Below are 14,514 nucleotides of genomic sequence, written 5' to 3'. Positions count from 1 at the left end.
AACCAGAACATGCCACAGCCCTACCAAAGAATTTTCCTGCTCAGCCACATGCGCGCCTACTCCAGCCTGATCGGCCACATCCTCGGCTCGCATCCGCAGATCAATGGCTATTACGAAATACACATCAGCTATAACACGGCGAAATCCCTGGCACGGCAGGAACAACGCTACGCGCAGCACGACCGTTTCAAACCCGGCAGCCGTTTCCTGTTTGATAAACTGCTGCACAACGGCTACGAGCCTGACCTGGCACTGCCGGGGCTGGAAAACGCCTGTGTGCTGCTGGCCCTGCGCAAACCGGAGGAAACCATCAAGAGCATCCTCAAGCTGTTCCGGGAAAAGAATACTGACGCCCCCTATTCTTACCCCGTAGAAGCTACCGGATATTATGTCGGGCGGATGGAAAAACTCATTGAATTTGCCCGCCAGCACCCACAACGCTATTACTATTTCGACACTGAGCTGGTGTGTACGGATACAGCTGGCTTGCTGCAAAGCCTGGCAGACTGGTTGCAACTGGATACGCCACTGTCAGAGCAATACCAGCGCTTTGCCAAAACCGGTGTAGCTGGTGCAGGCGACACATCAGAAGCCATCAATAGCGGCACTATCATCAAAAATGCCGTCGAAGATTTTTCCGGCGTCACGCTGGAAGACAGTTTGTTGCAGCAGGCAGAACAGGCGTATCAGGAATGTCGTGAGCAACTGATACGGAACGCGAGAGCTGCCACCTACGCAAACAACTGATCCCAGGCATCCCGTTCCTGCCGGTAATGCAGCAGCGCATCGATAATCTGCGCCTTGCGCCCTGCCCGATGCGTTGCCGACTGGATTTGCTGCCATGCCTGCGACCCATCACTGAAATTCCATTCGATATTGCGCAGGAATGCCAACACGTCACGCATGGCTGGCTTACCGTGCCACCAATGCTGTTCCCGCTGCACCCACTGTTCCAACTCGGGCGCATGGGCATTCACCGCTTCATGCTTGGCCTGATATAGAGCCAACATGTCGCGTTCCACCTTGCCTACCACCTGTTGCAGCAAGGCGGCATCCGTCAACTGGTCGAGGGTGTAATGCTTGAGCCATTCCACCACCGAAAACAGCATCAGATCGCCGAAAAACTGGCGCTCGAATTCGTCGGCAATGTCGATAGCCGCACCCAGCTGCTGTTCCACGCCGGGGCGGAAATCGTCCTTGGCATCTTCGGTAGTACGCCGATGCAGCATCGGCATATTCGCCGCAGCGAAACGCGCACCGATTTCGGCCTGAATCAGCCGCCCCGCCGTCGGGCCGGACATACGCAGCCGCAAATGCCCAAACGGGATAATGTATTTCAACCCATCGAAATTGACGATGTAATTACCGGGGTAAATTGTCCGCGCCGGGGAAAGCACGGTTGGCTTACCGTCGTCCTGATACGCCGTCTTACGGGTCAGGTGTTCACCGAAAAAGAACGCCTGCAAACGCTCCGCAAACGTATCCAGACAATCCGCGTGATTATGCACCCCTGTCAACGGGCAACGGTAATCGAAATAGTCTACCTGCTGCTCGAAGCCGAACATTTTCGCCATATCATGATAAGCAGCATCACCCGGCAACGGCGTATCACCACGGTGAAAACTGCATTCACTCAACGGCGCATACCCACCGATTTCATGCAAAAAAGCGCCCACATCACCCAGAAAATTGGCTGCCATTACCGCAGGCGACACTGGCGGATCCCCCACCAATTTGCCGGTCAACATTAGCGTATCCGTCGTCTGGAAAATCTGGTTGATGTGGTTGAAATAGTCGATTTCTGGCAGGAAAAGCTGGTCGCTATCCACCAGATAATACAGCGTGCCTTCCCGGTTTTTGGTCATCTCCAGCATTTTCAGGTAGCTGAGGTTGCGGTTGGCCGCCTGCCCCTTCCGGTAAAAGCGCTCCGCCGGTTGCGTCGTCAACAGCCTGCCTAGATGCTGGCGCTGTTCGGCGGGAACGCTTTGCAACACCTGATACTGTTCCGGCAAGCCGAAATGGATGACATCCATGCCCTTGCCGCAATACTCCGCGACTGTTGCCTTGTGTTGCCCAATACAGTGAGGGTCGCGGCTATCTTCGGCCACCACCACCGTTAGGCCACCCGCATAACCATAGGCTTCAATTTGCTGATGGATGCTTTCCAGACAGCGGCGCAAATGTGGCGGGCGGTCAGCCACCGGGATACTGATAATGAAGCGGAAAAGGTCAGTGGGTTCTGTAAATTCCGACATGGGCAACCCTTAGCGACGGGAGGAGTAATTCGGGTAAGCTTCGCGGTCGACCATCAGCTCGATCAGGTTGATGGCGTGATGGAAATCAGCCGTATCAAACACCCGCTGGAGATCAGCATTATTTCCAACATGGAAATGGTTGATCCCGAACGACTGCGCCAGCAAGGCATAATCCGGATTCTGGAAATCACAATCGAGGAAGCGTTGTTCATACTGCTGATGCTGATTCTTGCGGATCAGCCCCAACGTTTGATTGTTGAACAACACGATATTCAACGGGATGTTGTAGTTAACAGCGGTCATGATTTCCATGCAACACATCTGGAAACCACCATCACCAAGAATGGCAAACATCGGCTTGTCGAGCACGAATCTCGCCCCGATGGCTGCCGGAATCGCGTGCCCCAACGACGATACACCGGTGTTGGGCACGAACAGGTCGCCATCCTTCACCCGGTAAAAGTTCTGCGCGTAGATGATGTTGTCATCGACCAGCACGATGCCTTCCGCAAAATGCGGTTCCAGCCGCGCGAACAGGCTTTTCACCAAGTCGAATTTCTGGTTGAAAATGACCTGCCCGCTTTGGGCTGCCTGCTGGTCAACCTTTTGCTTGAAAGCGGCCAGATCGGGGCACGACTTCGGTTCGATCCCCTGCGGTACACAACAGGTGTTGAGGGCGTGCAGGAAATCGCCGAGGTCGGACTGGATGGCAAGGTCAGCCTTCACCACCTTTTCCAGTTGCGCCACGTTGCGGTCGACCTGGATGATCTTGCGCTCCTGGGTCAGGTCGGCTTTCCACACATAGCTGGTGCGCTCGTTGAAACCCGCGCCCAGCAGGATGATGAGGTCGGCTTCCTGCATGAAATAGTGCATGGCGTGGCCGCTGGAGGTGACGCCCAGGCTGCCCAGCGACAGTGCGGAACGTTCGTCGATTGCGCCCTTGCCTTTCAGGCTGGTGGCGACCGGAATGTTCAGGTGCTCACTGAACTTGCGCAATTCGAGACGCGCGCGGACGGATTGCAGGCAACCATACCCCGCCAGAATGACCGGGCAACGCGCCTTGCGGATCATGTCAGCGCACTGTTCCAGCACCGGCGGCGCAATTTGCAGCTTGGGCAACGGCTTTAGGGTCGGCAGGTTTTCCAGGATCGATGCATCCACCAGTTCTTTCTGCACATTGACCGGAATGCTCAGCACCACCGGCCCCGGAACATCCGCCACCAGCTGGCGCGCTGCCTGACTCAGCACATTGGTGATGTAGTCGGTGCGTTCGATCAGCTTGTGGTAGCGGGTAACACCGGAAAACAGCGCGGTCTGGTCGATGCTGCCGCCCTCCCCCGAGCTTTCCTGCAAGCCGCCGCGCCCGAAGATGTGGGTCGGTGCTTCGCCGGTAATCACGATCATCGGCAGCTTGTCGGCGTAGGCGTTGGCGATGCCGGTAATCAGGTTGCTTGCCCCCGGCCCAGCAGTGGTGATACACGCGCCGATGCGCCCGCTGACGCGGGCATAGCCGCCCGCCATGAAGGCCGCGCCCTGCTCGTGCTTGACCAGCACGGTTTTGATGCCGGAATCGTACAGTTCGTCATAGACCGGCAGGATGTGCGCACCGGGCATACCAAAAATGGTGTCGACGCCGAGCTTTTGCAGAAATTTGACGATGAGTTCACTGACTTGGATTTGCATGGGTGTGCTAGGGCAAGTTACGCCTTTCAGGCAGAAAATCCCTGAAGGATAACGGCATGGGGGAGTGAATGGAACCCTAGCCGGGATTTTACATAATCGCCAGTAGGCGCAACCCCAATACAAACACGAAAGCCGCAACCAAGCCCGTCACCGCCCCCTTGATGAAAAAACTTTGCACGCCCGCGCTGTACTTGACCACGCTTTTATCGAGCTTGTCGATCTGGCGGTCACGCTGGGCAATGATCAGGTCACGCTGGTGCAGCGCCTCGTCACGGTTCTGCAACTGCTGGACATGCTCTTTCAAGGTGTTCTCCAGGTGCTGGACACGCAGGGTCAGTTCCTGAAGGCGTTCGTCACGGCGGCGGATGTGAGCTTCCTTGGCAACAATGGTCTGGTCGCGTTCGTACAAGCTCGCGTCACGGTTATGGAGCTGGGTATCACGCGCCTTGAGCTGGTTGTCGCGTTCGGCAATGCTGGTATCGCGCAATTGCAGGCTGGCATCGCGGTTGGCAATCTCGGCGTCACGGATGCCAAGCTGACCATCGCGTACCTGTAGCGCTTCTTCCTTTTTCTGGATGTGCAGGTCGCGCTGTTCCAACTGGGCGTCGCGTTCGGCAATGGTAGCATCACGCTCGGCAATGGTTTCTTCGCGCGCTGACAGGAACTCATCCCGATCCTGTACGGTCTGGTCACGGATTTGCAACTGCACATCGCGCTCGGCAATACTCTGGTCACGCAGGTTAACATCCAGTTGCAGGTTGCGGATTTGCTCGTCGCGGGTGGCAATTTCATTGTCACGTGCCTGTAGGCTGCTTTCCCGCTCGTTGAGGTATTCACCCAGGGTCTGGATTTGCTGGTCACGCTCATTCAGGGAGGTATCGCGCTGCTGGATGGTCTGGTCACGCTCAGTCAACTGGAAATCACGCTCACGGACAGTATCATCCCGTTGCATGATGGCCGCATTGCGTTCCGTCAGCAACGAATCGCGCGAATGGATGGTTTCATCACGCTCCTGCATCTGCGTATTCAGTTGCGCGACATGGGCATCGCGCTCCTTGATGCTGTGGTCACGCTCACCAATGGTGATATCGCGGCTTTGCAACTGGGAATCGCGCAGTTGCACCTGCTTGTCGCGTTCGCGCAGTTGCAAATCCTGCCCACTGATGCGGGTATCGCGCTCACGCAGGGAAATGTCGCGTTCCTTGACCCGCTTGTCACGTTCGGAAATCTGTACGTCGCGTTCCTCAACGGTACGGTCGCGGCTAGACAGACGGGTATCGCGGTCGCGTAAATCCTCGTCCGCCTTGTTGATACGCTCGTCACGCATCGCCAGTTGCCGGTCACGCTCGTTAAGTTGGGAATCACGTTCCTGCAACTGGCTTTCCAGATCACGGATGGTTTGCAGGAAATCCAGCCCCTGCTGGTCACGGCTGCGGATGGATTCTTCACGCAAACGCAGTTCATTGTCACGCTCGGCAATAATGCGGTCACGCTCACCCAGCTCGCGGTCACGCAAACCCAGGGTATTGTCACGCTTTTCGATTTGCTGTTGCTGGAAACCGATACGTTGGTCACGCTCCTGCAACAGGCTGGCTTTTTCCTTCAGCAACAATTCACGTGCCTGGATTTGCTGGTCGCGCTCGGCAACGGTGCGGTCACGCGCTTGCAAGTTCTGGTTGGCGAGGTCAATGTGGCTGTCGCGGGCAGCCAGCTGACGGTCGCGTTCTGATAAGTGGTTGTCACGCTCGCTCAGGTGCTTGTCGCGTTCCTTGAGCATTTTTTCCTGTTCCAGTGTCTGGCGGGTACGCTCCTGCAACAGGGCTTCACGATCCAGCAGTTGCTGGTCTTTCTTGAGGATGCTGTCATCGCGGCTTTGCAACAGCTTGTCCTTGCTCTGGATAGCCTGGTCGATGCGCAGCAGGGAACGGTCTTTGTCTTCCAGGCTGCGGTCGCGCATCTGGATTTGCAGTTCCTTTTCCTGCAACAGTTTTTCGTAGTGGGCGAGGCTTTGCTCAATGCTTTTCAGACGGGCTTCACGGTCTTCCAGCATTGTGTCGCGCTGCTGCACGGCCTGGTCACGCGCCATCAGATTGTCATCACGGGCGCGCAGGGATTTATCCTTGTCACCCAGCAACTGGTTTTGCTGGTTCAGCAGCTTTTCCTTTTCAACCAGGGCTTTGGCGAGTGCTTCCATGCGCTTGTCGCGTTCGTCGATGCGGGCGTCACGCACCCGGATATGGCCATCCTTTTCCAGCAACAGGCCGTTGAAATCCTGCAAACGCTGCTCGCGTTCCCGCAAGCGCCGGGCAAGGTCTTCAACGCTGGCACGCAATGCCTGTTTGTCATTCAGGGTTAAATAGACGTTGGAATCCAGTTTGTTGAAAATATCGAGATCCTTTTCTTCCAGCTTCATGATGACTTCCTGAACACTACAACCTGCGCAAACGGATGAAACAACCCTGACCGCAATAAAAGATGATGGGGACTAAGCGGATTCTTGCATAAATATTAATGTTTTGCCACGTTACTTTTCCAAGCTACGGTTCCAGACATGCAACTGCGCCTTACGCCATTCCCGCAAACGCCAAGGTGCATCGGTGACAGGAAAATCCAGCCGCAATTCTCCACTTTCCACGGTATCCAGCAATTTAACGTCATAAGCCTCATAGCGCCGGACAACGCTGGGATGCGGGTGATGGAAACGGTTCAGGTAACCGCTGGTTACAATGCCAAGCTGTGGCGACACTGTCTTGATGAAGGCAGGGCTGGAAGATGTCTTGCTGCCATGATGGGGAAGCAACAGCACATCGGCGCGCAAATCCGCATCTTGTTTCACCAGCCACTGTTCTGCAGGGCGCTCAATATCCGCCGCCAATAATACGCTATGATACTGATTTGCTATTTTTAATACGCAGGAACGGTTGTTTTCTTTTTGCTCAGGGAAATTCCCGCTGGGGTGTACCATGGTGAATTCCACCCCATCCCAATGCCACGACTGGCCGGATAAACATAAATTCGTTTGATGATCAGTAAGTACATCCGCCGCATTCACCAGCACCTTGGCGACTGGCATCGCCGCCAGGATGGCTTTTGCCCCACCGCTGTGATCATTGTCAGCATGGGAAACCACCAAGGTATCCAGTTGCCTAACACCTTGCCCATACAGCCAGGGCAACACAACCAGTTCGCCACTATCAAAACTGTCAGAAACCCGCGGGCCGGTATCAAACACCAGGGTATGGTTGGCGGTTTGCACCACGCTTGCCAACCCTTGCCCCACATCCAGCACGCTGAGGCGGAATGCACCCGGCTCCGGCTTTTCCGGCTGGAACAAGGCCAGCGGCAGCATCAGCGCCATGCCCAGCCAACGCCCCGGCATCCCGCGCGGCAGCCACAACAACGTGAAACCCGCCAGTGCCAGCAGCAACCACGGCAAGGGAACCAACGGTAGGTATAGGGACGACAGGGAAAACGTCGCCAGCCAATCCAGCCCCATCATCAAACCTTGCAGCAACAAGGCCGCAGCCTGCCAAACCCATGCCGCCACCCCCGGCAATATACCCGTCAACAGCACCCCCAGCAGAATCAGGGGAACCACCAATACCGTAACGTAAGGAATAGCCAACAGATTGGCCAAGGGCGAAACCAGCGATACGCTGCCGAAAAAACCGGCTGTCAGTGGCAACATCCCCAACGACAAGGCCAGTTGCACCCACAGGAAAGCCATTTTCCCCTGACGATGGCGGCGCATCCCCAGCCATGCCAGCAAACTGACCGCGCCAAACGACAGCCAGAAACCGGCAGACAAACTCGCCAGCGGGTCAATCAGCACCACCAACAACAAGGCCAGCGCTAACGTAATGCTGAACGGTATCTGCCGCCGCCACAGCAACCCCAGCATCAAGACCAACACCATCACCAGCGCCCGCTGGGTAGGAATGGTGAAACCCGCCAGCAAGGCATAAGCACAGGCAAACACGCCACCCACAATGCCTCCCGCGACCCTCACCGGCATCCGCGTATACAGAGTGGGAAACAAGCGCCACACCAACATCACCGGCAAGAAACCGAAGCCCGCCACCATGCCAATGTGCAACCCGGAAATCGCCAGCAAATGGCTGGTTCCGGTCTTGCGCAAGGTTTCCCACTGCTGCGGGGAAATAGTGCTGCGGTAAGCAACCGCCAAGCCCTGCACCAGACCTGTTTCCGGCGAATCCCCCAGAGCTGTCTGGATACGTTCCTGTACCCGCTGGCGGATGGCATTGGGGGAAAATGCCAAGCCATGGCTGACCCGCTGGTTTTGCCCTGACTTGCGCACATAACCGCTGCCACCAATCCGCTGGCTAAACAGCCACTGTTCGTAATCAAAACTGCCGGGGTTCATGAAGCCGTTGGGGCGTTTGCCGCGCACCAGCAATTGCCAACGGTCACCGGCGCGGATGTCGGGCAACGCATCCTCATACCACGCCAGCCGCAAACGCCCGTGATAGTCGCCCCGGTCGGCCTGTTCCACATCCAGCAGGAAACGTAAACCATCAGCACGGCGTTCCGGCACGTCCGCCACCGTGCCGGTCAACAGCACATCCTGCCCTTCCCATGCCTGCGGCAGCCAGTCGGCCTTGACCCCGCTGGCCGTCCAGATGGTATAGCAAGCGCCTAGCAACAGGGCAGACACCAAGGTGGCAGGCAACCGCAAGCACAACGGCAGGCGGAAAACAGCCATGCTTGCCAACATACCCAATGCCATGGCAACCATACCCCAAAACAACACACGCATTTCCGGCAGACGCGGCAACACCCACAGCACCAGCGTGCCGACCAAAAAACTTACCGCAAAGCTGCGCATCGCCTGTCAACAAACAACCCGGGCAGGCTCAAAGGAAACCTTGCGCAACCGGGCTATACCCCGGCAACAAACTGGCCAGACTGCTGCTGTGCAGGTGCTTGCTGGCAATGTCGCCGAAAATGTCGCGGAAATCGACCGAATGCGCCAGATAGCGCCCCTTGTACAACTGTGCCGTTTCCAGCCCCGGCCATTGCCCATAAATGCCGCCCTTGACCCCACCGCCCAACGCAAACCAGCTGGAGGCATTACCGTGGTCAGTGCCTTTGCTGCCGTTTTCGTCCACCGTGCGCCCGAATTCGGTCATGGTCAGGATCATCACATCCTGCATCTGGCTACCCAAGTCGGCATACAGGGCAGCAATGCCGTCAGCAAAGGTTTTCAGCATATTCGCCTGATAGCCGACATGATTGCCCTGGTCACCATGCGTATCCCAACCGCCCAGGTTGATGTTGGCAACTTCCAGCCCCACCCCGGACTTGATCAGTTGCGCCGCCTGCTGTAGTTGCTTGCCAAAGTTATTGGCCGGGTAAACCGCGCCATTGGCAGGCTGATAGCCTTTCACATCCAGTTGCTGCACCAACCCCAGATCGGCAAACAGGGTACGCCCTGCATTCTGGATACGCACGCCGTTGCTGCCGCCCAAATGTGGGTTTGCGGCATAAATCGTCTGCAAGCGGTCGGTCATGCGCCGCTCGGCAAGGGTTTCCATATCCAGGTCAAAGGCCGCCAGATCGCTGAACGCTGACACCGGCACATTGCCACGCAGCGCATAGGCGATGTCCGTGCCGAAGCTGACCCCGCGCATCCCGCTGCTATGGCTGGAAGTCTCCAGATGGCGGTTCAGCCAGCCGTTGCTGTTCTTGTTGACTACGCCACTTTCAATGTACAGCTCGCTGTCGAAATGCGACATGCTGGCATTGGGGTAATGCACTGCCGGGAACACCGCCACCGCCCCCTGCTGGTAAAGCTTGTGCAGTGCCGCCATCGCCGGATGCAAACCAAAAAAGCCGTTCAAATCCAGCGCACCGTTGGCTTGCCCCGCCTTGGCAATGGCGATGGTCGGGCGTAGGCGGTAATAGGCATCCTCGCCATACGGCACGACCACATTCAGCCCGTCACAGCCACCGCGCTGGAAAATCACAATCAGGCTCTTGGGGGCAGCCGCTGCCTGTGCTTCCCGGATACCGGGCAGCCCGTTGGCTAACCACGCCCCACCCATACTGGAAGCCAGCATGTATTTGAGAAAATCACGACGTTGCATAGCGTTCCCCCGCCTTATTGGTAGTTGAATTCCGGGTAACTGAGGACTGTACCGATGGTTTCGCGGATACGGGCATCGGCATTGCTGGCATTGGGGTCAAACGACCCTTCAGCATTCAGCACCTCCAGCGCGGTCTGCCATTCCAGCTCGGCGTAGTAGCCACCAATCGTCCAGTTAAGCAGGTCGCTGGCAATGCTTTCCGCCGTCACCGAACCTTTGGCCTTGAACAGGTTGGTATCCACGTAGCTTACACCAGTGCGGGCATTGGCCAGCAGGTTGACGAAGCGCACCCGCTCCTGCAACGCCACCGGGCTTACCCAGTCATCACCGGTGTCGGAGTAACCGGTCGGCACCGGGCACTGGAACAAATCCATCCCCATGCGCTTGAGAACGGCGGGCAGGTCGGCATACGTACCCTGGGCATCCACCGCACGGGCGCTGGCCACCACGAATTCCAGCGGGGTCTTGACCTTGCTGTTGATATTGGCTGTGGCGTAAAACTCCGGCGAAGTCAGGATCACCCGCAGCACCTGCGCAATCTGGTCAGGGGCGGCGGCCTGCGCCAGGAAGGTTTCGGTACAACGCTCTTGCAGGCTGTTGACCAGCTGGTCGCTGACAAACTGCGTCACCAGTTTGGAACAGATGTAATGGGCAGTGGATGGGTGGCGCGCCAAGATGTCCAATACCCGTTCGCCCTCATCCACCCCACCAGCCGGGATGTTGTTGCCCCAGAACACCTTGTTGCTGCTGTTGTGTTGCGCGGCATTGAAGAAGAAGCGGTCATTCTGCACCTGCCAGCCGGTGAACACTTCCGCCAGCACTTCGACTTCCTTCTGGGTGTAACCGCCATCCACGCCGACGGTATGCAGCTCCAGCAACTCGCGGGCGTAGTTTTCGTTGGAATCCTCGCGCACGTTTTTCACGCTGTCGAGGTAATACAGCATCGCCGGGCTTTTGGCGCTGGCATCCAGCAGGCTACGGAAATTGCCCAGGGCATTGGCACGGAAGGCGTCGTTTTCCGCCAGCTCATACAGCAACTTGTTGCCGGTCTTGCGGAAATCAGTGTTGAAATGGTTATCCCAGAACCAGGCCATCACTTCCTGCAATTGGCGACGGCTGCCAATCATATGCTGCAAGGTGTAACTCTGGAACTCCACCAGCGTCACCGGGTTGGTGGTGCTCAAACGGCTCTGGAACAAGCTGTCGTCAATACCAGCCGGGTTCAACTGCTGTTCAAGGAAAGTTGCCGCACCGTCGCGGCTGATTTCCTGCAACAACGCATCGGTAATGCCGAACGTGGTGCGGCTGAGCAACTGGCGGCTTTCTTCGTGGCTACCCACCACATTCAATGCCAAGGTGAAAGTGCCGTGCTTGCCGGTAGCATCCGTCGCCGTCAGGCTGACGCTGATCTGGCTATCCTGACTGAGGATACCGTTGGCCAGCGCATACGCCCAGTCGCCTGCCGGGGTCGGATTCAGGGCTTTAGGCGCGACCAGCACTGTGCCGGAAGCATCTGTGACCGTCACTTGCAAGCTACTGACACTGGTGTCGTCCGTGACCGTGCCTTGCAACAGGAAACCGGTTTTCAGCACGCTTTCATTGTCAGTGTGGGAAGTGACAGTGATGCTGGGTGCAACACTGTCGGCCAGTACCTGATAGTGACGGGTCGTACTGCTGGCGTTGCCGGTGGTGTCCAGCGCCGTGGCAGTAACGGCCAGCGCTTGCCCGGATTGCAGGTCGGCTGCCCCCACGGCCAGTTTCCAGTTGCCGGTGGTTTTGTCCAGTGTGGCAGCGCGGGTATTGCTCAGGGAGCCGCTCACCAGTTTGACCTCAACCCGTTCCAGCGCCTTGTCGTCACTGGCCTTGCCACTGAGTTCGAAGCCGAAATCGCCCACATGGTTTTTGCTGGGGGCGAGGATTTCAACCAGCGGTGGTTTCAGATCGAGCTTACCATCATCGCTGCGGCTGATGGCAAAAGCCAGTGCGCCTTCTGCGGTGATGATCTGGCTGTAAGGGTATTTGTTGTTGGCGAACGGGTTGCTGGCCTTGAACACGTGGCGTGTGCCATTACGCAGGGTTTCAAGGTCGAAAATGACCTGCCCTGCGGCATCCGTGACGCCATTCTTGCGCCATTGCAGCTTGCCGTCGGCCATGATTTCATAGGCATCAATGCGCTTGTCCGGCATCACTGCGTTGCCGTTATCCTTGTCGAGCAAGGTAACGGGGATAGCCCCGACCGGGAAATCCAAGCTATAAGTTTGCGCAAGAAAATGTGCGCTGATCACCCGCCCGGCATTATACGGGGTCACACTCACCGCGAAGCTCAAGCCGGGCTGGGAAAGCTTGTCGCTGTCAAGTATCGCCACCCCGTTGGCATCCGTTTTGGCGGAGGTTGTCCAGACATACGGCCAGCTGCTGCCTTCCACCACTTTCACTTCGTGCAGGGTCACATCCTTGTCCGCCAGCGGCGTCTGGCTGACGGCATTGCGCAAATTGACCGTCAGCAGGCGCGTGCCAACCATGAAGGTGTGTTCCCCAACCGTGCTGATGGTCTGGCTGCTCTTGTAGCGCTTGGTGACCGGGTGCATGGCTTGCAGGAAGAAAGTGCGCCCGCTGTCCAGCCCCGGCAAGTCGATCTTGAGCTTACCATCGGTATCGGTGACGGCCTTGTTGAACCAGACGGTTGTGCCATCGGCCAGATTCTCACGGATATGCACGTCCAGATTAGGCAGCAATGCCCCTTCCGCCTGCGTGCCATCACGCACGGTCACCTGAAGGCTGCCAATGCCAAATTCAAACGCAGCGGGCGAAGTGATGTCCTGGCTCCATGCGCCAAAATTGTTGAAGACAGTCGCTTGCAAACGGATGACCCCACCATTGGATAGTTCCGGCAGGTCGAAGCTGGTTTTGCCGTTGGCATCCGTCGTTTGACGGGTTTTCCATTGCAGCTTGCCATCCGCCAGTACCTGATAGGCAGTCACCTGAATGCCTGCCAACGCTTTTCCGGTGCTGACATCCTTGAGCGTTACCGGTAGCGGCTGGCTGCCAACGGCAAACGTATAATCACCAGCCTGCTTGATGCTTTGGCTGGTTTTCCATGCCTGGTTGAACGGGCTTTTGGTTTTCAACAAGTACTCACGACCTGCGCCTTGCGTAAACAAGGTCAGGCGTAAGCGGCCATCTGCATCCGTGGTTGTTCCGCTGCGCCATACTTCCTTGCCATCCGCCATTTTTTCGACAATGGTAACACTCTGATTGGCAAGCGGGGCTGCCGGTGTTTGCGTATTGTCCATCACCATGACCCGCACATCCCCCACCGGGAAATCAACATTGCCCGGCTGGCTGAAGACCGGGCTGGCGGCACGGTAGACGTTATAGGGCGAGGCAAACAATTGCGCCTGTTCGCCTTCCAGCAACTCCGGCAAATCAAAACGGGCTACCCCCGACGCATCGGTGCTGGTTTGCGTGCGCCATGCCGATGTGCCATCTGCCTTGATGCGGTAAGCCGTGACCATGGTATTGGGGAGTAACATACCCGATACGGCATCTTTCAGGCTGACCTGCAACAACGGCGTGCCCAGCTGGAAGGTATTTTGCGCCCCTGCCTGCAAGGGCTGGCTGACTTTGTTACTGTTGTTGAAAGTACTTTTGCCTTCCAGGCGAAACTGCCGGTCAGCGGGCAGATTCAGGCGCAATTGCCCAACAGCATCGGTAGTGACGCCAGCAAACCAGTTGGTTTTGCCATCCACCCGCAGTTCGCGCACTTGCAGCGGATAATGGGCCAATGGTGGACGTTCTGCCTTGACACCATCCAGCACAGTGACAACCGTATCACCAAGGGCAAAGATTACATCCCCCGGTTTGGCATAAGTCTGGGTGGCGGTAAAGCCATTGAAAACCTTGGCTTTCAAACTGACTGGCACGCCCTGGCTCAAGGCTTCGATCTCAAATACGGCCAACCCGGCAGTATCGGTAGTGGTCTGGCCTGACCAGACAGATTTGTCTGCCTCTTGGCGGTAGGCTGTCACGCTAACCCCCGCCAACGGCTCACCACTCACGGCATCCACCAGCGAGGCATTTAACAATGGGCTGCCGACCCGGAAGGTAAACTCACCCGTTTGTTCAATAATTGCGCTTTGTTTGGTTTGGGCGGTACGGGTGCTTTTGGCATTCAGTACATAACGTTTACCAGCCCCCAGGCCATCCAGGGCGAAACTTACCTGACCATCGGCATCCGTTTTGGCTTTGGTACGCCAGACGGTGCTACCATCGGCCATGACTTCGCGCACATGCACGTCGTAGCTGGCAAGTGGCGTATCCGCCTTTGTCCCATCCACCGCCAACACCATCAGGTTGGGTGGGGCTGGCGTTACGGCAGCTTGCACCAGCAGCGGTAACAGGCACACTAGCAGCAACAGGAAGCGCGTCAGCACTTTATGGATGGGGAGTTGCGGCAATCTTGGCATAAG

7 protein-coding genes are annotated in these 14,514 nt (G+C 57.1%); 1 reads left to right on the top strand and 6 read right to left on the bottom strand.

Going from position 1 to position 14,514, the window contains the following annotated elements:
- Positions 1 to 9 precede the first annotated feature (9 nt).
- A complete protein-coding gene (locus THINI_RS18535) occupies positions 10 to 747 on the top strand; it encodes a sulfotransferase family protein (protein ID WP_002710057.1) in 738 nt (245 codons plus the stop codon).
- On the opposite strand, the gene THINI_RS18530 is transcribed toward THINI_RS18535, so the two are convergent.
- From THINI_RS18530 to THINI_RS23750, 6 genes are all read right to left on the bottom strand, one after another.
- Entirely contained in the window at positions 732 to 2,255 is a 1,524-nt protein-coding gene (locus THINI_RS18530; RefSeq protein ID WP_002710056.1) for a hypothetical protein, read from the bottom strand. The two genes, THINI_RS18535 and THINI_RS18530, sit on opposite strands and share 16 nt — an antisense overlap.
- A 9-nt stretch (positions 2,256 to 2,264) precedes the next feature.
- A complete protein-coding gene (locus tag THINI_RS18525; protein WP_002710055.1) occupies positions 2,265 to 3,938 on the bottom strand; it encodes a thiamine pyrophosphate-binding protein in 1,674 nt (557 codons plus the stop codon).
- Positions 3,939 to 4,026: 88 nt separating this feature from the next.
- Positions 4,027 to 6,351 (bottom strand): coiled-coil domain-containing protein, encoded by a 2,325-nt coding sequence (locus THINI_RS18520; protein ID WP_002710054.1) that lies wholly within the window; start codon positions 6,349 to 6,351, stop codon positions 4,027 to 4,029.
- Between the two features lie 111 nt (positions 6,352 to 6,462).
- Positions 6,463 to 8,784 (bottom strand): DNA internalization-related competence protein ComEC/Rec2, encoded by a 2,322-nt coding sequence (locus THINI_RS18515; protein WP_002710053.1) that lies wholly within the window; start codon positions 8,782 to 8,784, stop codon positions 6,463 to 6,465.
- 28 nt (positions 8,785 to 8,812) lie between these two features.
- Entirely contained in the window at positions 8,813 to 10,045 is a 1,233-nt protein-coding gene (locus tag THINI_RS18510; protein ID WP_002710052.1) for a DUF1501 domain-containing protein, read from the bottom strand.
- Between the two features lie 14 nt (positions 10,046 to 10,059).
- A complete protein-coding gene (locus THINI_RS23750; RefSeq protein ID WP_002710051.1) occupies positions 10,060 to 14,511 on the bottom strand; it encodes a DUF1800 domain-containing protein in 4,452 nt (1,483 codons plus the stop codon).
- Positions 14,512 to 14,514: the final 3 nt, after the last annotated feature.

The sequence above is a fragment of the Thiothrix nivea DSM 5205 genome (assembly GCF_000260135.1).
Classification (GTDB): Bacteria; Pseudomonadota; Gammaproteobacteria; order Thiotrichales; family Thiotrichaceae; genus Thiothrix; species Thiothrix nivea.
Note: the sequence above shows the minus strand (reverse complement) of the source record. Positions and strands in the feature narration are given on the sequence as shown.